We start from the raw sequence: 21886 nt of genomic DNA on the forward strand, positions 1-21886 counted from the left end.
CTACACGCTTCCTTCAGACCCCGCCTCGCGACGACGCCCTTGCGTTTCACTAGCCCTTCGCCCCATCTGGCTGGGCAGGGGACTCTCACCCCCAAGCTGTTGCGCATGCTCGGCGCACAAAAGAGGGCAGCCTGCGGGCTGCCCTCGTGTTTTAGGGGCGCCCGCGAAACCTTGCGCTGGGTGAAAAAAAGATTTTTTTGTCCCAGGCAAGATACCAGGGGGTTCTTATTTTTTTGATGTTCGCGCAAACAGAGTCAATCGTTGCTGACGAGGCGAGCCACGTCCTGTGGGTAACCTCTGAAATGCCTGAAAACTCAATGGCCTGCATGCACGAAGGGCGGGTAGACTTCGGTTGCGTTGGCGGAAAAAATCAGGGATAACCAGGTATCGGCAGGGTTCAGGATTACACAGCATCTAGAATCACCCCACATACCAATGGCGTACTTACTAACTGGTTATCCACAATTCTCGTTGGATAAGTTAGCTGTGCGATTCGCCACTCTCGCATAGAATATCGGTTTGCGGCGCAGGTGCGAGGCGTGAAGGACGCTTTGGGCCTGTAAGGCGAGAGATGAAATGACTGTGCGCGGCGGGCGTTTTTGCGCCGGCGAAGCAGGAATTTTTTGAGATGGTGCGGTCGATTTCCTGGAATCGGGCGCGAACTTTCCCACAAGGCTGCCGACATGTGCGGCGGCTGACGATGCAGCGCAAGCTGCCAAATAACCAGCGAAAGACTATGAGCGAAGGCGTATACGGAGAGCAGGCAGCCGGGCGGGTGACCCATAGCCTGCTGCGACTGAGCACGGCAATGCGAAGCCAGGCTTGGGACTGGGCCGAAGGGGCGGGACTCACGCCAACCCAGGGTGAAATTCTCGTGCTGCTCATGCAGCGCAAGGGGCCGATGCGCCTCGGCGAGATCGCCCGTGAGACGGCACTGACTGCCGCCACGACCAGCGATGCAGTGAGCACGCTCGAAACCAAGGGTCTCGTCGAAAAGCGCCGTGCGCTCGACGACGGCCGCGCGCTCGCGGTGCGTCTCACCGCGCGTGGCCGCACGGCCGCGAAGAAGGCCGCGCAATGGCCCGACTTCCTCTCGAAGGCTGTCGGCACGCTGCGCGCGGACGAGCAGTCGGCGATCTACCGCACGCTGCTCAAGACGGTCTACGTGCTGGAGTCGCAGGAAGCCATGCCGCAGCACCGCATGTGCCTCACCTGCTCGCATTTCGAGCCCAGCAAGAACCCGAAGAAGACGCCGCATCACTGCGGGCTGCTTAAAATCGACATGTCGGACACCGACGTGCGTCTCGATTGCTCGGTGTACGACCAGGCCGACGCAACGACGCAGAAAAAGAACTGGAAGATTTTCGCAGCGTAATTGCCATGCGGCGTCATGTGACGTCGCACGGGCCGGCGGCTGTTCGCAGCCGCGCGGCGCGCTTGAACGAGGTATCCGGTTCGACCGTGCGCGTGGCGCGTTGGCGCCAGCGCGCCTGAATCGTTGCACGCAGGTGCGTGCTCCAGCGTGTGCTTATCGTGCGATGCCGGCATGCATGCCGCTCGCACGACGCGTTGCATTGTGTAGCTGACCCAGGGATTTGCCGATGAATCGCGAAGTATTGGCCATTCGCCACGTATATTTCGAGGACCTCGGCAGTTTCGAACGGGTGCTCGGGGACCGCGGGTGCCCGGTGCGCTATGTCGATGTCGGCTTTGCGCGCGTCGGCGCGCTCAATCCCGTTTCGACCTCGCTGATGGTGATCCTCGGCGGTCCCATCAATGCCTGCGACGACGCTCGCTATCCCACGCTTGCCCCCATCACCGCGCTGATCGAAAAGCGTATCGCCGCGGGCCTGCCCACGCTCGGCATTTGCCTCGGCGCGCAGCTCATCGCGCGCGTGCTCGGCGCACGCGTCTATGCCTCCGGTCAGCAGGAAATCGGCTGGACGCCGCTCACGCTGACCGACGCGGGCCGTGCCTCGCCGCTGCGGCACGTCGATGGCGCATCCACGTCGATGCTGCACTGGCATGGCGACACGTTCGATCTGCCGCAAGGCGCGACACGTCTTGCCTCAACGCCGCTGTGTGAAAACCAGGCGTTCTCGTGGGGCTCGCATGTGCTTGGTCTGCAATGTCATCCCGAAGTGCGCGCCGACCGCTTCGAACCCTGGCTGATCGGCCATGCCGCCGAGATCGATGCGGCGTGCATCGACGTCAATCTGCTGCGGGCGCAGACCGCGCAGCACGGTCCGGCGCTCGAGGTCCACGCGAGCCGCATGTTCGGCGAATGGCTCGACGCCGTCGACAACGTGAACACCGGCTCACCCGCGTCACAGCCCTGAATCTGCCGGTCTTTTGCCAGACCTTTGGACCGTTGAGGGCCGTTGGGTGGCCGTCAGCGCCTGTCAAAGACGCGTGCTATTCTCGAACGCTTCCACCACCGTTCGCACTCCTCCCATGAGCAAGCTCTTCACTCCGCTCGAGTTGCGTGGCGTGACGCTCGCCAACCGCATTGTCGTGTCGCCGATGTGTCAGTACTCGGCCGTGCGAGGCGAGGCCACCGACTGGCACATGATCCATCTCGGCCATCTCGCGCTTTCGGGGGCGGCGATGCTGTGCATCGAAGCGACTGCCGTCGAGCCGGACGGCCGCATCACGCCCGCCGATCTCGGTCTCTGGGACGACGTGACCGAAGCCGCGCTCGAACCGGTGATTGCCGCCATCCGCCGTCATTCGCCGGTTCGCATCGCCATGCAGATCTCGCATGCGGGGCGCAAGGCGTCGAGCCGCGTGCCCTGGGAGGGTGGGCAACTGATTTCCGTGGCCGATGGCGGATGGTTGCCGCATGCGCCCTCCGAGCTGCCGCACAAGGCCGACGAAACGCTGCCGCTCGCGCTCGATACGGCCGGCCTGAACCGCGTGCGCAATGCGTTTGTGGCAACGGCGCGGCGTGCGGCGCGGCTCGGTATCGACGCGCTCGAAGTCCACGCGGCACACGGCTATCTGCTCCATCAATTCCTTTCGCCGATCGCCAACCAGCGCAGCGACGAATATGGCGGTTCGCTCGAAAACCGTATGCGCTTTCCGCTCGAAGTGTTCGACGCGGTGCGCGCGGAATTTCCGGCCGATCGCCCGATTGGTGTGCGAGTGTCGGCAACCGATTGGGTGGACGGCGGCTGGACACCCGAAAACACTGTCGTGTTCGCGCAAGCGCTCAAGGCGCGCGGAGCGGACTGGATCGACGTATCGTCCGGCGGTGTCTCGCCGTTGCAGAAGATTCCGCTCGAGCCCGGCTATCAGGTGCCGTTCGCGCGCAAGGTGAAGCAGGAGACCGGCGTGAACACGATTGCGGTGGGGCTCATCACCGACGCGTTGCAGGCCAATCAAATTCTCGAAGACGGTGAAGCCGATATGATCGCGATGGCGCGCGCGATGCTCTACGATCCGCGCTGGCCATGGCACGCCGCCGCGCAACTCGGCGCGAGCGTGAACGCGCCGCCGCAGTACTGGCGCTCGCAGCCTCGCGAGCACAAGACGCTCTTTGGCGAAACGACGCTCGGTCAAAGGTGAATACGCGCTGAAGTCGCGTTGAATGCAACGTTGAGCGTCGCGCGAGTAAGCGCCACGCGAGTTGAACGAAAGAGGCGTGAACGTGTACGATGCCGGTTGCGGCGCGCTTCTCGAGACTTCTCGAGCCTTTCGATTGAATGCGCGCTCATGAGCGCGGCGCCGACAAGGCGCCGCGTTTGCGTGGAATGACTAAACAAGGATTCATTCAATGAGTGTACGCAGGATCGTCGTGCGCCAGTCGGGCGTACACGGCAAGGGCGTATTTGCGGCCGGATCTATCGAGGCCGGCGAACGTCTGATCGAATACAAGGGCGAACGCATCTCGTGGAAGGAAGCATTGCGGCGTCATCCGCATAATCCCGACGAACCGAATCACACCTTCTATTTTGCGCTCGACGACGGCGACGTGATCGACGGCAAGGTGAAAGGCAACAGTGCGCGCTGGATCAATCACTCATGCTCGCCGAACTGCGAAGCCGAAGAGATCGACGGTCACGTGTACATTCACGCGCTGCGCGATATCGACGAGGGCGAGGAACTGTTTTACGACTACGGTCTCGTGATCGACGCGAAGCAGACCAGGAAGCTCAAGCGCGAATACGAATGCCGCTGCGGCGCACGCAAGTGCCGCGGCACGATGCTCGCGCCGCCCGAGGAGAGCGAGGGCAAAGGCAAGGGCGGCAAGTCGAAGAAGAGCAAGAAAAAGAAATAGAAATAGGCATGGCGGCTGGCTGAGCCGTGTATGCGTGCATCGTCACGTACTACTGGAACGAACATGGGCCGCTCGATGCGGCCCATGTCTTTTCTCGATGCGGATGTGAACTCGGCGCCGCGCGTCAGTGCGTCAGTTATCGACAGGCGCTTTGTGCGTGGGCTTTTTCGCGGGCAACTGCGTGTGAGGAAGCGCGTAAGACTGCGCGTGAGAACCGGCTTCGCTTTGGTCGGTGCGCGCCGCGCTCTTGCCCGATGTATGCATATCCGCAACCGTCTCCTTCGTGCGGTTCGTTTCCTTGCCGTCTTTCGCGCCCGGTGCCGGGCGGCTCGCGAGCGGCACGCGCACGATGAATCGCGCACCGCCTTCCGGCGCGTCCTCGTAGTGCACGCTGCCGCGATGCAGGGTCATGATGTCGTGCACGATCGCGAGGCCAAGGCCCGCGCCGCTGTCCACGCCGCTCTCGGTTTGCCCGTCGCCGCGGAAGAAGCGCTTGAAGAGATCGGCTTGCTGCGTTGGCGGCACACCGCGGCCGTTGTCTTCGACGACGATCTCGGCCATCGGCACGCCATCCGCAAGTGTTTCAGTAACGGTGACAGTGATGCGTCCGCCCTCGGCGCGCGCGGCCGGCAGATACTTCAGCGCGTTGTCGAGCAGATTGGCAATCACTTCGTGCAGCAGCACGGGATTGCCGCGCACCGTCAGCGGCGTGTCGTTCTCGGGATCGTCGAGGCGCTGGAAGCCGAGGTCGACGTGGCTCGCGAGCGCGCGCGGCACCCACTCGGCGCCGGTTTCGAACGCCAGCGCGGCCATGTCGATATCGACGAAGCGCGCCGCCTGTTCGCCCGGCTCGGCGCGCGCGAGCGAAAGCAACTGATTCGAGAGACGCACTGCGCGGTCGGCGGCGGCGCGCAGCTCACGCACGGCGTCGCTGACCTTCTGCGGCTCGCGTGCGTTCACGGCCTGCTCGGCATGCAGCTTCACAGCCGTGAGCGGCGTGCGCAGTTGATGGGCGGCGTCGGCGATGAACTTGCGCTGCGCGTCGAGCGCGGTCTTCAGGCGCCCGAGCAGCGCGTTGAGCGCGCCAGTGAGCGGACGGATCTCGACCGGCACGAAGGTTTCGTCGACCGGTTCGAGCGAGGTGTGCGTCTGGCGATTGAGCGAGTCCGCGAGATCGGTGAGCGGGTTGAGCTGCTGGTTCACCACGCGCCACACGATCGCCCAGCCGGCGAGCAGGAGCAGCAGCAGCGGCATCATGATCGCCACGAGGAACTCGGCGGCAATGCGAAAGCGGTGATGCACGGGCTGACCCACCTCCACGACGATGGGGTTGCCTTTGGGCTGCGGCACGCGCACCTGCGCGACGCGCACGCTCACGCCCTTGTAGAGGGTCTCGAACACGTACGCGTAGTGCATGCGGCGCACGTTGTCGCCGCGCAGCGGCAGGTCGTGGTCGCCGGCGATTTCGGTTTCGCCGTCGCTGATGCGGTAGATGAGGTGCTCGACCGGATCGGAGAACATCGCCTGGGCGAGCGGTGGCACAGTGATGGGCGCCTCTGGGCCGGCGATCTGGATCTGTTTGGAGATGGCGGTGGCGAGGTCGGCGAGCGAGCGGTCGACCACGTGCTGCGTGTATTGCCACGCGAGCCAATAGGCAATCAGGCCGCTCATTAGCGCGAGCAGCGAAAGTGGAGCGGCGAGGCGCCGCAATAGCGTGCGCCGCAGGCTCGTTGCGGCCGGTAGGGACATGGTCGGTTCGGGCGAAGAAGGGTCAGGCGCAGGGCAGCAGGTTCTGGGCGTGCGCGCCATACGGACTGGGACTCATTTTACGCGGGTGGGCGGGCCTGCGGCAGACTGGCCACGCCCGGACCCAGGCCGTGACGTATCGCGGTGCTTGACGCTTGGTGCTTGGTGCTTGCTGGGTATGTGTCGGGTGCGCGGGCGCTTGCCTTGCCGCGCGACGCTCGGGAGACCTGCGCAACGGCGGGGGCGGGCGCGACGAGCTTCAGCCCAGTGCGTGGCCGGGCTGAAAGCTGGAGCGGGGGAGATGCAGCGGCGCATGGAGCTTGCGCCGCGGTTGTGGTGCCTGATGTGGTGCCTGATGTGGTGCCTGATGTTGCGCCTGATGGCGCGCGAGCGGGCCTCAGCGGCCTCAGGCAGCCTGGCGGATTTCTTGCAGCAGATAGCCGAAACCACGCACCGTGACGATCTCGACACGGCAGCTTTCGAGCTTCTTGCGCACGCGGTGCACGTAGACTTCGATCGCGGTGTCGCCGAGGTCGCCGCCGAAATGCGTGAGGTGGTCTTGCAGTTGCGCCTTGCTCACGACGCGGCCATGACGCAGCAGCAGCATTTCGAGCACGGCAAATTCGCGCGGCGAAAGCTCGAGCGGTTTGTCGTCGTTGAAGATGCGGCGGTCGACACCCGACAGGCGCACACCGCCGAGCGAGACTTCGGGGCGCGGCACGTCGCCGTGCGGGCCGCTGCGGCGCATCACGGCGCGAATGCGCGCTTCGAGCTCGGCCGGTTCGAACGGCTTGAGCATGTAGTCGTCGGCGCCCGAATTCAGGCCTTGCACGCGGTCGTTCAGTTCGTCGCGCGCGGTGAGCACGATGACCGGCGTGTGCCGGTTGCTCTGGCGAAAGCGCGAGAGCAGCGTCATGCCGTCGATACCCGGCAGGCCGAGATCGAGGATCACGAGCTCATGACGATTTTGCGTGAGTGCCTGTTCGGCGAAGATGCCGTCGTGGACCATGTCGACCGTGAAGCCGGCTTGTTCGAGGCTGGACTGGATACCGCGTGCGATGGGGCGGTCGTCTTCGATCAGAAGGAGTCGCATGGGATTCGCTCAATACAATGGGTTTAGCATTTACGCACGCAGTTCGCGTTTCGACTTCTGGCGCAATCGCTCGCTTTCGAGCGGTGACGAACTCGCGTTGCCGCGTTGTCGTTGTTGTGCCAGGAGACGCGTTCCAGGCCGTATGCGCTGCTGATTGTACAGCGTCAGAACGTCTTCCCACCGTAACGTTTAGACCCCATGCAAGCGCTGCCTGGGAGTCTTACGTATCCTTCAATATTGGCCTTCAAAGCTGAAGGTTTGGACGTCTGATACCCTGCATTATGCTTTCATCGCAGCGCTTGTGCGTGTTGCGCGTCGTGCGGGCTTTTATCTAACGCACGACGCACGCAAAGCGCTTACGCGTTCCTGATTTCAGGCCGACGCGGTGAGAGGGCCGGGCGCGATCGAGTCGATGAAGCGCGCGAGGTCGATGTCGCGCTTGGTGAGGCCGTCGGCCTCATGGGTCGAAAGCGTGATTTCCACACGGTTGTAGACGTTGAACCATTCGGGATGGTGGTCCATTTCCTGCGCCTTGATCGCCACGCGCGTCATGAAGCCGAAGGCTTCGTTGAAGTCGGCGAAATGGAAATGGCGCTGGATGGCGTCGCGGCCCGCGACGGCGTGCCAGCCGCGCAGGTCGGCGAGTTGCGTGGCGCGCTCTTCGGAGGTGAGTCGGTTGATCATCGTGGCACCTGTTTGTGCGATGTGTATTTCAGGCCCGGCAAAGCCGCCGGGTCGATGAGCCATTTTTTCACGGATGTGCGACGCGTGCGTGCAGACCGGGCGGCGGTGCGGCAATTCGCGCACGGGGAATACTGGCTCCATGCGCATGGTTCATGCCGCTAGCCGTCTTGTGGCCCGCCGCGCCGTGCGCTCAGACGTCGCCGCCTTCGAGCCAGCCTTCGCGTGTGCCGTGCGTGTACATCGTGTCGCCGTGCAGCACGGCGCCGGCGGCGTAGGGCTCGACAGCGATGAGCGGAGCCGGATCGGCGAGATGCGCGGCAATGCCGGTGCCGAGCGCGTCGAATAGCTGCGCAAACGAGTCGATCACGAAATAGGTCTTCTGGAACGTATCGATGCGATAACGCGTGCGCAGCACACGTTCGAGGTCGAAGGCGAGCCGGTTGGGCGCGGCGCTTTCCACGCTGTAGAGCGATTCGCCCTTGCTCGACACGATGCCCGCGCCATAGATCTTCACGCCATGTGGCGCGCTTGGGTCACGCATCAGGCCGAATTCCACGGTGTACCAGTAGAGGCGCGCGAGCAGCGGCAGCGCGCGTTCGTCGACGGCGAGCGCGGCGCGCCCGTAGGCGTGGATCGCATCGGCGAAAACGGGGTCGGTCAGGAGCGGCACATGGCCGAACAGGTCGTGAAAGCAGTCGGGCTCTTGCAGGTAATCGAGCTGGTCGGGGCGGCGCATCCACCACGTTACCGGGAAGCGGCGGTGGGCCAGGTGCTCGAAGAAGATGCGATCGGGCACGAGCCCCGGGACTGCCACGATGCGCCAGCCCGTGGCGTTCATCAGCCGCTCGCTCACGGCGTCGAACGCGGGTACGTGCGCGACGTTCAAGCCGATGCGCCGCGTGCCCTCGATAAACGCCTCGCAGGCGCGGCCTTCGAGCAACGCCATCTGCCGCCGGTAGAGCTGGTCCCAGACCGCGTGATCGACCGCGCCGTAGCGTTCGAGCGGCTGGTCGATGGTGAAGTCGGGACGGGTTTCGAGGCCCGCGTCGAACTGCTCTTGCAGCTTCGCGGTGGCAGCGACAGCCATGTTCGTAACGCTCCAATAAAAACACTCGTTGATACGCAAGTGTAGAGCGGAGCGAGCGCGGCATGCGCGCATTTCAGGTAGATATCGAGTTGGATATGCAATAATCGAGCGTAAATACCCAATTTATGCGGAATATTTTCATGCTTGAACTCGATCATTTCGATCTGGCGCTGCTCGACGTTTTGCAGCGCTTCGGCCGCGCCACGCATCAGCAACTTGGCGAGCAGGTGCCGCTTTCGCCCTCGCAGATCGGCAGGCGGCTCCAGCGGCTGGAGGCCTCGGGGGTGATCGACGGTTATCGCGTGGTGCTGCGGCCCGAAAAGCTCGGCCTTGGCGTGACGGCGTTCACGAGCCTGAAATTGAAGCACCACGGGGATTCGATCATCGAGCAATTCCAGCAGCAGATCGACGTGCTGCCGGAAGTGCTCGAATGCCATGCCGTGGTGGGCGACGCCGACTATCTGCTGCGCATCGTGGCGCCGGATCTGAACGCGCTGTCGTCGTTCGTGATGAAGAAGCTGATGCGGGTGCCCGGCGTGGACAGCGTGCGCTCGAACATCGTGCTCACGACGTTCAAGCGCAACGGCCCGCTGCCGCTCGGGCATCTGGAGCCCGGCACGGCGGCGCCGTGATGTTCAGGCCGCTGAGGTCACTGAAGCCGGCGCGTTAAGCAGATCGACATAGGCCACGGCCACCAGATCGCTTTCCTCCACGCCGAGCTGCTTGAACATGGCGTGTGCTTCGGCCTCGCCGCCTTGCTCGTCGTCTTCGGGGCCGAGCACCACTTCGAGTTCGACGAAGTCGCCCAGACCATCCACGCGGTCCAGATGGATACGCGTGCGGCCCGCCAGGTACACATGGCGCTCCTTCGAAACGATGCCGCGCGTCGTGAGCGCCGTGGCGAGCAGCGAGTGCATCGCCTCGGCATTGGTGACGGGGCTGCGCGTGTAATACGAGGCCTTCGGGCCGTCGCGGTCGTCGCGCTGGTAGAAGATCAGCTCGGGCGGCGTGCCGTCGTCGAACTGGCGCAGCTTCAGGCGCCCGCGCGGCACGTCGTAGAAGAAGTCCTGCTGACGAAAGATCAGCGGCGCATCGGGTGCGAGCTGGGCGGCGCGCTCGCGCAAGGCGTCGAAATGACGGGCGCGGGCTTTGATTTCGATGTTGCGGGCCATGCGAGGCTCCTGTGGAACGGGGGAACGATGGACGAGGCTCGGACTGCGCCGTGCCTGATGCCTGTCATTCGCGCAAATCGGGCGCGTGCAAAACGCACAGCGAATGGCGAATCTAGCAAAAGTTGGGTGACCGCGTTGTTACGTCGTGTTGTTATGGAGCGATGCGCGTTCCAGTCAACCGGACGCCAATGCGCCGGCACGCGCCTCGTACCGCCGTTGGCTCATGAGCGCGGCTCATATCGCCCATTGCGTTTCGATGGCCTTGAGCGCTGCCGCGATGGTGGGTTCGTCGCGGCGCGCAGCGAGCGTGATGAAGGTGAGCTCGGTGGGCACCGTCACGCCTTCGACGATGGTGAGCGCATGCGCGTGCGCCTCGGCGATCGCGGTGGCGTCGCGCGCGAGCGAGAGGCCCACACCCGACTTCACGAGATCGAGCATCGAGGGCTCCTGATCCACCTCGGCGACTTTTACGGGCTTGGCGTGCGCGGCTTCGAAGAGCCCCGAGAGCAGCCGGTTATGCGCAGAAGCGGGCGGCGTCCAGATCCACGGCAGCGCCGCGAGCGCGCGCCAGTCGCGTGCGCCCTTGACGCGGTCCTTCCAGCCGGCGGGCGCGAGCACGCGATATTGAAAGCGCGTGAGCGTGATGGTGTGGAACGTGTCGGGGTCGGGGCCGGGCTGGCCGATGTAATAGCCCACGTCCAGCTCTCTCGCGCGCACCTGGTCGAGCACCCAGCCCGACATGCCATGACGCAGGGCCGTCTCGATCTGCGGCCAGGTTTCCACGAGCTGGCGCAAGAAGCCGCCGAGGCGCAGGAACGCGGGGTCGAGAATGGTGCCGATGCGCAGCCGCCCGCGCACCTCGTGGCGCAGCGCGGCGGCGGCGCGCTGCACGTCGCCGGCGGCGGCGAGCGCGCGCTCGGCGTGCGGCAGCAGCGCCTGGCCATCGCGCGTGAGCACGAGGCCGTGCGAAGTGCGGGTGAAGAGCGTGACGCCCAGCGTCTCCTGCAGATGCTTGATCTGCAGGCTCACGGCCGGCTGCGTCAGATGCAGATGCGTTGCCGCGCGCGTGAGATTGCCCTCGCGCGCGACCGTGACGAACGCGCGCAACAAGGTCAGGTCCATGCGCTGATATTAACTCGCCTTATATCTCAGTTGAGGATTAATCATTGGATCGCCGATGCCTCGCGCGATTACGCTAACTGGCACCAATCCAGCGTTGCCGCGCTTCTATACGCGCTACATGCTGATTGACGCTGAGGATTTTCAGGCGCCGCGAACAGGAAAGCTTTGCATGGGATGGGAGACACAACCATGTCCACAACAACACGCGAATCCACGCGTGGACGCGACGCGCCCACGCGCCGCCTCGAAGGCGAATTCGATTACGTGATCGTCGGCGCGGGCACGGCGGGCTGCGTGCTCGCCAACCGCCTGACGCAAGACTCCGACGTTTCCGTGCTGCTGATCGAAGCGGGCGGCAAGGACGACTATCACTGGATCCACATTCCAGTCGGCTATCTGTACTGCATCGGCAATCCGCGCACGGACTGGCTCTACAAGACCGGCGCGGAGAAGGGCCTCAACGGCCGCGCGCTCTCGTATCCGCGCGGGCGCGTGCTCGGGGGATCGTCGTCGATCAACGGCATGATCTACATGCGCGGCCAGCGCGAAGACTACGACGAGTGGGCGCGCGTGAGCGGCGATTCGGGCTGGTCCTGGGATTCGGTGCTGCCCGTGTTTCGCGGCAGCGAGGACTATCACGGCGGCGCCAATGCGTTTCACGGCGCGGGCGGCGAATGGCGCGTCGAGAAGCAGCGTCTGAAGTGGAAGATTCTCGAATCGTTCGCGCAGGCCGCGCAGGAGCAGGGCATTCCCGCCACCGGCGATTTCAATCGCGGCGACAGTGGCGGCCCGAACGGCGGCGTGGGTTATTTCGATGTGAACCAGAAGCACGGCGTGCGCTGGAATACCTCGAAGGCGTTTTTGCGCACGGCCATGAAACGGCCCAATCTCGCCGTGGTTACGGGCGCGCTCACCGAGCGCGTGATCTTCGAGGGTACGCGCTGCGTGGGCGTGGAATATCGCGGCGACGTCCCCTATGTCGCGCGTGCGCGCTGCGAAGTGATCCTGAGCGCGGGCGCGGTGAACTCGCCGCAACTGCTGGAGCGCTCCGGCGTGGGCGATGCGGCGCGGCTGGCGCGGCTTGGCGTCGGTATCGTGCAGGACTTGCGCGGCGTGGGCGAGAACCTCCAGGACCATCTGCAACTGCGCATGGCGTTTCGCGTGAACGGCGTGCGCACGCTCAACACGGCCTCCGCGCACTGGTGGGGCAAGCTGATGATCGGCATGGAGTACGCGCTGTTCCAGAGCGGGCCGATGTCGATGGCGCCCTCGCAGCTCGGCGCGTTCGCGAAGTCGGACGCGAACATGACGCGCCCCGATTTGCAGTATCACGTGCAGCCGCTCTCGCTCGACCGCTTCGGAGAGCCGCTGCATCGCTTCAATGCATTCACGGCGTCGGTATGCAATTTGCGGCCCACGTCGCGGGGCAGCATTCATGCGGTGTCGGCCGATCCCAAGGAGGCGCCCGCGATCGCGCCGAATTATTTGTCGACCGAGGAGGATTTGCGCGTGGCCGCCAATGCCATGCGTCTCACGCGGCGTATCGCCGCTTCGCCCGCGCTCGCGCGCTATCGACCGGAGGAAATTCTGCCGGGTGCCGTGTTCGAGAGCGAGGCGCAACTGCGCGAGGCGGCCGGCAATGTAGGCACGACAATCTTCCATCCGGTGGGCACCTGCCGCATGGGCCGTGCCGACGACTCCGACGCCGTGGTCGATGCGCGGCTGCGCGTGCGCGGCGTGCAGGGGCTGCGCGTCGTGGATGCATCGGTCATGCCGAACATCACATCGGGCAACACGAATTCGCCCACGCTGATGATTGCCGAGCGCGCCGCGCAGATGTTGCGCGAGGACCGTCGCGCAGGCGCGTCAACGAACGTGCGCAGCGAAGCCGCGGCATCGGCGGCGCCGGCGTGAAGCGCGCTTGATGCATCGTCGCGATGCGTCAAATGTTCCGCCATCATGTCGTCATCATGCTGTCATCTGTTGCCAAACGACGCGTGCGGTCTTCGCGAGATCTGCCCCCCGCCCGTAAGTGCAAATCCCAATGATTGCGCTGCATCATTGGCGAGACAATGGCGCGGAATGGCAAGAACGGGCAAGCGCGTGCCGAAACATGGCGCGCGATACACAGTCGTGCACAGCCCTGCACGAACGACATGAAGTGTTACGCCTTACTTCGCGTGGAAGGGGACATGATTCTCGGCGACACGATTCTGGAGACAAGCGGCCTCACGAAACAGTTCAAGGGTTTCACGGCCGTCAACGGGGTGAACCTGCGCGTATGCCGCGGGTCGATTCACGCGCTCATTGGACCGAATGGCGCGGGCAAGACCACTTGCTTCAATCTCCTAACCAAATTTCTCGTCCCGAGCGCGGGACGCATCGTCTTCAACGGCATCGACATCACGCATGAGCGGCCCGCGCAGATCGCGCGGCGCGGCATTATCCGCTCGTTCCAGATTTCGGCGGTGTTTCCGCATTTGACTGCGCTGCAGAACGTGCGCATCGGCCTGCAACGCCAGCTCGGCACCACGTACCACTTCTGGAAGAGCGAGCGCTCGCTCGGCGAACTCAACGACCGCGCCATGGATCTGCTCACCCAGGTGGGCCTGACCGATTTCGCCGATGTGCCTACCGTCGAACTCGCCTACGGGCGCAAGCGCGCGCTCGAGATCGCGACGACGCTCGCAATGGAGCCCGAACTCATGCTGCTCGACGAGCCCACGCAAGGCATGGGCCACGAGGACGTGGACCGTGTCACGGCGCTCATCAAGAAAGTGTCCACTGGCCGCACGATCCTGATGGTCGAGCACAACATGAACGTGATCGCCGGCATTTCCGACACCATCACGGTCCTGCAGCGCGGCGAGGTCCTGGCCGAGGGCAGCTACGCGGACGTATCGAAGAATCCGCTCGTGGCCGAAGCCTACATGGGCAGCGCCGATGCAGCGCTCGCGGGGACGCACGCATGAGTACAGTGACGGAACACGGGCACACGGCGGCCGCGAATGCCGCATCTGGCGAGAGCGCGCTCGAAATCGCGGGCCTGCAAACCTGGTATGGCGAGTCGCACATCCTGCACGGCGTCGACTTCTCCGTGAAACGCGGCGAAGTCGTCACGCTGCTTGGGCGCAACGGGGCAGGGCGCACCACCACGCTGCGCGCGATCATGGGTCTCACGGGCAAGCGCACCGGGTCGATCCGCATCGGCGGGCGCGAAACCATCAACATGCCCACCTATCGCATCGCGCACTGCGGCGTGGGGTATTGCCCCGAGGAGCGCGGCATCTTTTCGAGCCTCTCGTGCGAGGAAAACCTGCTGCTGCCGCCTGCTATCGGAGTGAAAGGCGCGAAGGGGATGTCGCTCGACGAGATTTACTCGATGTTTCCGAATCTCGCGGAACGCCGCAACAGCCAGGGCACGCGGCTTTCGGGCGGCGAGCAGCAGATGCTCGCCGTGGCGCGCATCCTGCGCACGGGCGCGAATCTGCTCCTGCTCGACGAGATCTCCGAAGGCCTCGCGCCGGTCATCGTGCAGACGCTTGCACGCATGATCATCACGCTGAAGTCGCGCGGCTACACGATCGTGATGGTCGAGCAGAACTTCCGCTTCGCGGCGCCGCTCGCCGACCGTTTCTATGTGATGGAGCATGGGCGCATTGTCGAGCGCTTCGGCATTGCCGAGCTCGAAGGCAAGATGCCCGTGCTGCACGATCTGCTGGGCGTCTAGTTTTCACTTTTGCCTCGCGCGCGGCTGCGGACCGCGCCGCGCGATTTGTCTTGCCTCCGCTGTTCATGGAGTGTTCCTGAATAACTACGCAACCAAAGAAGGAGACTGCAATGAAGAAAACCACGTTCGCGCGGCTCGCGGCCCTGTTTGCCGCAACGGCCGCCGTGATGGCGTTTAGCGCAGGAACCGCGCAGGCCGCCAACGACGCGGTGAAGATTGGCTTCATCACCGACATGTCGGGCCTCTATGCGGACGACGACGGCCCGGGCGGCCTCGCCGCCATCAAGATGGCGGTGGCGGACTTCGGCGGCAAGGTGCTGGGCAAGCCGATCCAGGTCATGTACGCGGACCACCAGAACAAGGCGGACATCGCGGCGTCGAAGGCGCGCGAGTGGATCGACCGTGACGGACTCGATCTGCTGCTTGGCGGCACGAACTCGGCCACGGCGCTCGCGATGAACCAGGTCGCGCTCGAGAAGAAGCGCGTGTACATCAACACCGGCGCGGGCTCGGATGCATTGACGAACGAGCAGTGCACGCCGTACACGGTCCACTACGGCTACGACACGGTCGCGCTCGCGAAGGGCACGGGCCTCGCGGTGCTCAAGCAAGGCGGCAAGAGCTGGTTCTTCCTGACCGCCGACTACGCGTTCGGCAAGTCGCTCGAGAAGAACACCGCCGACGTCGTGAAGGCGAACGGCGGCCAGGTGCTCGGCGAAGTGCGGCATCCGCTCTCGGCGTCGGACTTCTCGTCGTTCCTGTTGCAGGCGCAGGCTTCGAAGGCGCAGATCCTCGGCCTCGCGAACGCGGGCGGCGACACGATCAACGCGATCAAGGCCGCGAAAGAGTTCGGCATCAACAAGTCGATGAAGACCGCGGCGCTGCTGATGTTCCTGCCCGACGTGCACAGCCTCGGGCTCGAAACCACGCAGGGCCTCGTGCTCACGACCGGCTGGTACTGGGACCAGAACGATGCGACGCGCAAGTGGGCGCAGCGCTACTACGAGCAGACGAAGAAGATGCCGTCCGAGTTGCAGGCGGCCGATTATTCGGCGGCGACGTCGTATCTGAAGGCGGTGCAGGCGGCCGGCACGACCGATGCCGACAAGGTCATGGCGGAGCTGAAGAAGAACAAGATCGACGACATGTACACGAACAACGGCCATATCCGCGCGGATGGCGTGCTGATCCACGACATGTATCTGGTCGAGGTGAAGAAGCCGTCCGAATCGAAGAAGCCGTGGGACTACTACAAGGTCCTGCAGACGATTCCGGGCGATCAGGCGTACACGACGAAGCAGGAGTCGCGCTGCGCGCTCTGGAAGTAAGCGCCCTTGGAGTTGGCTGAATGTGAAGGGTGCGATGGATGTGTGTCAGGCAGGCGGCACGTGGCGCGGCGCAGCGAGGAGAGGGCTCGCGCCGCGTGCCGCATGTGTGCGTAACCGTTGTTGGTATTCATGGCGGCTTTCATGACGATCTTTGGCATTCCGCTTCCGGCAATGCTGAGCCAGTTGTTGCTCGGGCTCGTGAACGGTTCGTTCTACGCGATCCTGAGCCTGGGTCTCGCGGTGATTTTCGGCATGCTCAACGTGATCAATTTCACGCACGGCGCGTTGTTCATGCTCGGTGCGATGCTCACGTGGATGGGCCTCGCTTACTTCAACCTGCCGTACTGGGTGATGATCTTCGTCGCGCCCATCGTGGTGGGACTGGTTGGCATGGTGATCGAGCGCTCGATGCTGCGCTGGATTTATCGGCTCGACCATTTATACGGACTCCTGCTGACCTTCGGGCTCACGCTCGTGCTGGAGGGCGTGTTCCGCTCGATCTACGGTTCCTCGGGGCAGCCGTATGACGTGCCGGACGTGCTTTCGGGCGCGACCAATCTCGGCTTCATGTATCTGCCCAACTATCGCGCGTGGGTCGTGATCGCGTCGCTTGCCGTGTGCTTCGCCACCTGGTTCGTGATCGAGAAGACGCGCCTTGGCGCCTATCTGCGCGCGGGCACGGAGAATCCCAAGCTCGTGGAGGCGTTCGGCATCAACGTGCCGCTCATGATCACGCTCACCTACGGCTTCGGCGTCGCGCTCGCCGCGTTCGCGGGCGTGCTGGCCGCGCCGGTCATCCAGGTCTCGCCGCTCATGGGCCAGCACATGATCATCACCGTGTTCGCCGTGGTCGTGATCGGCGGGATGGGCTCGATCATGGGGTCGATCATCACGGGTCTCCTGCTCGGCGTGATCGAAGGTTTCACGCGCGTGTTCTGGCCCGAGGCATCGGCGACCGTGGTGTTCGTGATCATGGCGATCGTGCTGCTGATTCGCCCCGCTGGTCTTTTCGGCAAGGAACGGTGATGCAAAGAAAAGTACTTTATGGCCTGCTGCTGATCGGGTTGATCGTCGCGCCTTTCGTTGGCGCGTATCCGCTCTTCGTGATGAAGGTGCTGTGTTTCGCGCTCTTTGCCGCCGCGTTCAATCTGCTGATCGGCTATACGGGCCTGCTTTCGTTCGGGCACGCGATGTTCCTCGCGACGGCGGGCTATACCACCGGCTACACGATCCAGTCGCTCGGCTTCACGCCGGAATTGGGGGTGCTGGCCGGCACTGCTGCCGGCACGGTGCTTGGGCTGATCGTGGGCATCTTCGCGATTCGTCGTCAGGGCATCTACTTCGCGATGGTCACGCTCGCGCTCGCGCAGATGGTCTATTTCGTGTACCTGCAGGCGCCGTTCACGCACGGCGAGGACGGCTTGCAGGGCGTGCCGCGCGGCAAGCTGTTCGGGCTCGTCTCGCTCGACTCCGATCTCGCACTCTATTACGTCGTGCTCCTGGTGATGCTGTTCGCGTTCCTGTTGATCGTGCGGATCGTGCATTCGCCGTTTGGCCAGGTGCTGGGCGCGATCAAGGAGAACGAGCCGCGCGCCGTTTCACTCGGTTACGACACCGACCGCTTCAAGCTGCTTGCGTTCGTGCTTTCGGCGGGTCTCGCGGCGCTAGCGGGAGCGCTCAAGGTGCTTGTGCTCGGCTTCGAAACGCTCGGCGACGCCTACTGGACCATGTCTGGCCTCGTGATCCTGATGACGCTCGTGGGCGGCATGGGCACGCTGTTCGGTCCGCTCGTGGGCGCGGCGCTGATCGTGGCGCTCGAAGACCGGCTCGGCGATATCGGCACCGCGATTGCCCGTCTGACGGGCGTGGACTGGTTCCGCTCGCTCGGCGAGTCGGCGACGATTGTCACCGGCCTCATCTTCATTGCCTGTGTGCTGGCGTTCCGGCGCGGCATCGTCGGTGAGATCGTTTCGCGGGTGCGGCCGCTGCGGGCTTGATGGGAGCAGAGCAGCAAACGGAGCGCAGCGTATGCGTGGTGATTGATTGCCGCCAATGAGACAATGGCGTTCGGAGCGCCCATTGGAGTGTCGCATTGCATCACTAGGGTAAATGCTAGTTGCCCGGCAGGGGGGTGAAGTTTAAAGTCTCACCTAGTTCTGATGCACCGAATTTGCAGGTGGAGAACGAGGAGACAACTGAGGCACAAAGTGCCCGGACAAGGAAGCGCTGTTGGACGTGAGTCCAACAGCGCTTTTTATATTTCTGCGCCAGTTTTGCCTGGTATGCCCAGTTCGTTTCCCGATTATCTTTTTCTTCCTCCGTTTTTGTTCTTTCCACTCGCGTTACCTTTGCATGGCGTTCGCCAATAATCGGCGTTTGCGTATGCATTTTTTCACGCTCCGAATTACGCAAATTTCGTCGTAAAGCGCGCGACGCCCGCTGTGCATGGCTTCGCGCGTTACGCATTGTGAATACCTCGGCGCGCGCGTTGCATTCATGCTGTAAGCCATTGGAAAGCGCTTGCCGCGCCAAACATCGCTCCGTTACACTCGCCATTCGCCGACCATGCGGTCAGCATAACCAGCCGGCATGGTTTCCCCGGGTTTCCCCGATTAGCCGATCGTTGAATCGCGCATGGGCACACGAACGCTGCCGTATTGAAACCCGGAAGCGCCGAAAATCCGCGGCAATAAAGAAAACGAATATCGAAGGAGTCGAAATGCAGTTGGTTTGGCGTTGGATGAGCGCGGCTTGCGTCGCGACCGGGGTGCTCGCTGCGACAGCGGGTGCGGCGCAGGCGGACGTGAAGATCGGCGTGACGCTGTCGGCCACCGGCCCCGCAGCTTCGCTGGGGATTCCCGAGAGGAATACCGTCGGGCTGCTGCCGAAGGAAGTCGCGGGTCAGAAGATCGATTACATCGTGCTCGATGACGCCACCGACTCCACCCAGGCGGTGAAGAACGCGCGCAAGCTCACGAGCGAAGAGCACGTGGATGCGCTGCTCGGCTCGACCGTGGTGCCGAGTTCGCTCGCCATGATCGATGTTGCCGCTGAAACGGCGACGCCGATGATTTCCATGGCCGCCGCGGCCTCGATCGTCGAGCCGATGGACGCGAAGCGCGCATGGGTCTTCAAGACGCCGCAAAACGATCAGCTGATGGCCGGCGCCATCGCGCAACACATGGCCGCGCACGGTGTGAAGACGGTGGCCTTCATCGGCTTCTCGGACGCCTATGGGGAGAGCTGGTACAAGGAATTCGGCGCGGCCGCCGCGAAGCACAATATCAAGGTCGTGACGAACGAGCGCTTCGCGCGCAACGATGCGTCCGTTACGGGGCAGGTGCTCAAGATGATCTCGCAGCATCCCGACGCCGTGCTGATCGCCGGCGCGGGCACGCCGGCCGCGCTGCCGCAAAAGACGCTCAAGGCGCGCGGCTACGCGGGCAAGATCTATCAGACGCACGGCGTGGCGAATAACGACTTCCTGCGCGTCTGCGGCAAGGACTGCGAGGGCACGTATCTGCCCGCCGGCCCGCTGCTCGTGGCCGACCAGTTGCCGGCAACGAACCCCGTCAAGCAATCCGCGCTCGCCTACAAGGCTGCCTACGAAAAGGCCTTTGGCGCAGGCGCGATCTCGACGTTTGGCGGTCACGCGTGGGACGCGGGCCTGCTGCTGCAGCACGCGATTCCGGTTGCGCTGAAGGCGGGGCAGCCCGGCACCAGGGCGTTCCGCGAAGCGCTGCGCAAGGCGCTTGAAGATTCGCGCGACGTCGCGGGCGCACACGGCATCTTCGACATGAGCGCGACCGATCATGCGGGCCTCGATCAACGCGCGCGCGTGATGGTGCAGATCAGCGGCGGCAAGTGGAAGCTGGCTGGCGACTGAGTTTCACGAGGAACGCGCAAGCACATCAGGCAACATACTAAAAAGGCACGCTCAATCGAGGTGCCTTTTTTGTTGCTGATGCAACGAACGGACGAACCGGCGCAACAAGACGCCGGAGCAAGGGCAGGGGAGAAGTCGGCAAAGCGGAACGCGCACCGTGCGCACGGCGGCAAATGCCGCGCCACGGGCAGGGAAAACCATGCATCACACGCGCGATCCCGATTACTACACTCAGAGGCCAGCGCCGGGTTTACGAAGATCGTAGCAATCGGCGCTGGATGACTCGACAACACGCAGACCAAGCGTTTGGAGACGCGCAATGAAAACGAAGAAGTGGGTTTTGAGATCGATTAGCGCCGGACTCGCAGCGGCGCTCATGGGCGTGGCAGGCATGGCCGTCGCGCAGGTGAAGATCGGTGTGACGCTTTCGGCAACGGGGCCGGCTGCGTCGCTCGGCATTCCGGAGAAGAACACGATTGCGCTGCTGCCCAAGGAGATCGCGGGCAAGAGCGTGCAGTACATCGTGCTCGACGACGCGTCGGACACGAGCAAGGCCGTGCAGAACACGCACAAGCTGATCGACGAGGATCACGTGGACGCGATCATCGGCTCGTCGGTAACGCCCAATTCGCTGGCGATGCTCGACGTCGTGGCGCAAGGCAAGACGCCGATGATCTCGCTCGCGGCGTCGGCGGCTATCGTGCATCCGATGGACGACAAGCGCAAATGGGCTTTCAAGACGCCGCAGAACGACGACCTGATGGCCAACGCGATCGCGGGCTACATGGAGAAGCACGGCGTGAAGACGGTGGGTTTCATCGGCTTCACGGATGCCTATGGCGACAGCTGGTACAAGGTGTTCGGCGCAGCGGCTGCGAAACACAACCTCAAGATCGTCGCGAACGAGCGCTATAACCGCACGGATTCGTCGGTCACGGGCCAGGCGCTCAAACTGATGTCGGCGAACCCCGATGCTGTGCTGATCGCAGGCTCGGGCACGCCTGCGGCGCTGCCCGCGACCACGCTCAAGGATCGCGGCTACAAGGGCAAGATCTATCAGACGCATGGTGTGGCGAACAACGACTTCCTGCGCGTATGCGGCAAGGACTGCGAAGGCGAGATTCTGCCCACTGGCCCGATTCTCGTCGCCGACCAGCTGCCCGACTCGAACCCGGTGAAGAAGTCGGCACTCGCCTATAAGGATGCGTACGAGAAGGCCTATGGCGCCGGCTCCGTGGCGACCTTCGGCGGCCATGCCTGGGACGCGGGCCAGATGCTCCAGCGCGCGATTCCGGTCGCATTGAAGTCGGCTCAGCCAGGCACGGAAGCGTTCCGTGTGGCGCTGCGCGACGCGCTCGAGAACGTCAAGGAGCTGCCGCTCTCGCACGGCATCATGAATACCACGGCCACCGATCACAACGGCCTCGACGAGCGCGCGCGCGTGATCGTCGAGATCGTCAGCGGCAAGTGGAAGTTGCAAAGCGAGTGAGGTCAGCGTAGTGCGTGACGGCGTGATGGCGTGACGCTGCGCAGGCGCGCAGCGTCACGTGAAACGCGCGCAACACGCTCAACATTCACGCTTCATTTCGGCCACTCACAATGGCCGCGCATCGCGCGCCTTGCAGTGCATTTCGCAGTGCGTGCATCTCGCGGTGCGCCTTTCAACGCGGTGCAGCCCATGCAGCCGCGCCGCGCGCTTTTCTTGCATCGCCATCTTTTCCGACGTATCTGGCTTGTTCCTGGCTGTTCCTGGTTTCAC

The 21886-nt window shown here is 63.8% G+C and carries 20 protein-coding genes; 13 read left to right on the forward strand and 7 right to left on the reverse strand.

What is annotated here, in order from left to right:
* Window positions 1–736: 736 nt before the first annotated feature.
* The 4 genes from L5014_RS16210 (at window position 737) to L5014_RS16225 (ending at window position 4279) form a co-directional block, all read left to right on the forward strand.
* Window positions 737–1375 carry a MarR family winged helix-turn-helix transcriptional regulator gene (locus L5014_RS16210; RefSeq protein ID WP_238464747.1) on the forward strand — a complete coding sequence of 213 codons (639 nt, stop codon included), beginning with the start codon at window positions 737–739 and terminating at the stop codon, window positions 1373–1375.
* A gap of 226 nt (window positions 1376–1601) precedes the next feature.
* Complete coding sequence (locus tag L5014_RS16215) at window positions 1602–2339, forward strand: glutamine amidotransferase (protein WP_238464748.1); 738 nt, start codon at window positions 1602–1604, stop codon at window positions 2337–2339.
* Window positions 2340–2454: 115 nt separating this feature from the next.
* Window positions 2455–3567, forward strand: coding sequence for an NADH:flavin oxidoreductase/NADH oxidase (locus L5014_RS16220; RefSeq protein WP_238464749.1), 1113 nt, complete (start codon window positions 2455–2457; stop codon window positions 3565–3567).
* A 208-nt stretch (window positions 3568–3775) separates the two neighbouring features.
* The gene (locus L5014_RS16225; RefSeq protein ID WP_238464750.1) at window positions 3776–4279 is read left to right on the forward strand and encodes an SET domain-containing protein; all 504 of its coding nucleotides are present in this window, start codon (window positions 3776–3778) and stop codon (window positions 4277–4279) included.
* Between the two features lie 132 nt (window positions 4280–4411).
* Here L5014_RS16225 and L5014_RS16230 read toward each other — a convergent pair whose 3' ends face one another.
* The 4 genes from L5014_RS16230 to phhA form a co-directional block, all read right to left on the reverse strand.
* Window positions 4412–6028, reverse strand: coding sequence for a sensor histidine kinase (locus tag L5014_RS16230; RefSeq protein ID WP_238464751.1), 1617 nt, complete (start codon window positions 6026–6028; stop codon window positions 4412–4414).
* Window positions 6029–6431: 403 nt separating this feature from the next.
* On the reverse strand, window positions 6432–7118 hold the full coding sequence (locus L5014_RS16235; RefSeq protein ID WP_091999860.1) for a response regulator: 687 nt from the start codon (window positions 7116–7118) through the stop codon (window positions 6432–6434).
* A 372-nt stretch (window positions 7119–7490) separates the two neighbouring features.
* Complete coding sequence (locus L5014_RS16240; RefSeq protein WP_274389395.1) at window positions 7491–7865, reverse strand: 4a-hydroxytetrahydrobiopterin dehydratase; 375 nt, start codon at window positions 7863–7865, stop codon at window positions 7491–7493.
* Window positions 7866–7992: 127 nt separating this feature from the next.
* A complete protein-coding gene (gene phhA, locus L5014_RS16245) occupies window positions 7993–8889 on the reverse strand; it encodes a phenylalanine 4-monooxygenase (RefSeq protein WP_238464753.1) in 897 nt (298 codons plus the stop codon).
* A gap of 140 nt (window positions 8890–9029) precedes the next feature.
* On the opposite strand from phhA, the gene L5014_RS16250 reads away from it, so the two are divergent.
* On the forward strand, window positions 9030–9521 hold the full coding sequence (locus L5014_RS16250) for an Lrp/AsnC family transcriptional regulator (RefSeq protein ID WP_238464754.1): 492 nt from the start codon (window positions 9030–9032) through the stop codon (window positions 9519–9521).
* Between the two features lie 3 nt (window positions 9522–9524).
* On the opposite strand, the gene L5014_RS16255 is transcribed toward L5014_RS16250, so the two are convergent.
* The gene (locus tag L5014_RS16255) at window positions 9525–10061 is read right to left on the reverse strand and encodes a class IV adenylate cyclase (protein ID WP_238464755.1); all 537 of its coding nucleotides are present in this window, start codon (window positions 10059–10061) and stop codon (window positions 9525–9527) included.
* 234 nt (window positions 10062–10295) lie between these two features.
* Window positions 10296–11183 (reverse strand): LysR family transcriptional regulator, encoded by an 888-nt coding sequence (locus L5014_RS16260; RefSeq protein WP_238464756.1) that lies wholly within the window; start codon window positions 11181–11183, stop codon window positions 10296–10298.
* Window positions 11184–11372: 189 nt separating this feature from the next.
* Between L5014_RS16260 and L5014_RS16265 the strand changes: the two genes are divergently transcribed.
* The 6 genes from L5014_RS16265 to L5014_RS16290 all read left to right on the forward strand — a co-directional run bounded on the left by L5014_RS16265 (window position 11373) and on the right by L5014_RS16290 (window position 18238).
* On the forward strand, window positions 11373–13097 hold the full coding sequence (locus L5014_RS16265) for a GMC family oxidoreductase (RefSeq protein WP_238464757.1): 1725 nt from the start codon (window positions 11373–11375) through the stop codon (window positions 13095–13097).
* 278 nt (window positions 13098–13375) lie between these two features.
* Window positions 13376–14155, forward strand: coding sequence for an ABC transporter ATP-binding protein (locus tag L5014_RS16270; protein WP_238464758.1), 780 nt, complete (start codon window positions 13376–13378; stop codon window positions 14153–14155).
* Window positions 14152–14913, forward strand: coding sequence for an ABC transporter ATP-binding protein (locus L5014_RS16275; RefSeq protein WP_238464759.1), 762 nt, complete (start codon window positions 14152–14154; stop codon window positions 14911–14913). Before L5014_RS16270 ends, L5014_RS16275 begins: the two co-directional genes overlap by 4 nt.
* A gap of 110 nt (window positions 14914–15023) precedes the next feature.
* On the forward strand, window positions 15024–16241 hold the full coding sequence (locus L5014_RS16280) for an ABC transporter substrate-binding protein (protein WP_238464760.1): 1218 nt from the start codon (window positions 15024–15026) through the stop codon (window positions 16239–16241).
* Between the two features lie 141 nt (window positions 16242–16382).
* Window positions 16383–17267 carry a branched-chain amino acid ABC transporter permease gene (locus tag L5014_RS16285; protein ID WP_238464761.1) on the forward strand — a complete coding sequence of 295 codons (885 nt, stop codon included), beginning with the start codon at window positions 16383–16385 and terminating at the stop codon, window positions 17265–17267.
* Window positions 17267–18238, forward strand: a complete 972-nt coding sequence (locus L5014_RS16290; protein ID WP_238464762.1) for a branched-chain amino acid ABC transporter permease — start codon at window positions 17267–17269, stop codon at window positions 18236–18238. The genes L5014_RS16285 and L5014_RS16290 overlap by 1 nt, the downstream gene beginning before the upstream one ends.
* 115 nt (window positions 18239–18353) lie before the next feature.
* On the opposite strand, the gene L5014_RS16295 is transcribed toward L5014_RS16290, so the two are convergent.
* On the reverse strand, window positions 18354–18629 hold the full coding sequence (locus L5014_RS16295; protein WP_238464763.1) for a hypothetical protein: 276 nt from the start codon (window positions 18627–18629) through the stop codon (window positions 18354–18356).
* 331 nt (window positions 18630–18960) lie between these two features.
* Between L5014_RS16295 and L5014_RS16300 the strand changes: the two genes are divergently transcribed.
* Both L5014_RS16300 and L5014_RS16305 read left to right on the forward strand, forming a co-directional pair.
* Window positions 18961–20127: an ABC transporter substrate-binding protein gene (locus L5014_RS16300; protein ID WP_238464764.1), complete on the forward strand. Its 1167-nt coding sequence runs from the start codon at window positions 18961–18963 to the stop codon at window positions 20125–20127.
* Between the two features lie 319 nt (window positions 20128–20446).
* Complete coding sequence (locus L5014_RS16305) at window positions 20447–21616, forward strand: ABC transporter substrate-binding protein (RefSeq protein WP_238464765.1); 1170 nt, start codon at window positions 20447–20449, stop codon at window positions 21614–21616.
* Window positions 21617–21886: the final 270 nt, after the last annotated feature.

This window comes from Paraburkholderia tagetis, assembly GCF_022213065.1.
Classification (GTDB): Bacteria; Pseudomonadota; Gammaproteobacteria; order Burkholderiales; family Burkholderiaceae; genus Paraburkholderia; species Paraburkholderia tagetis.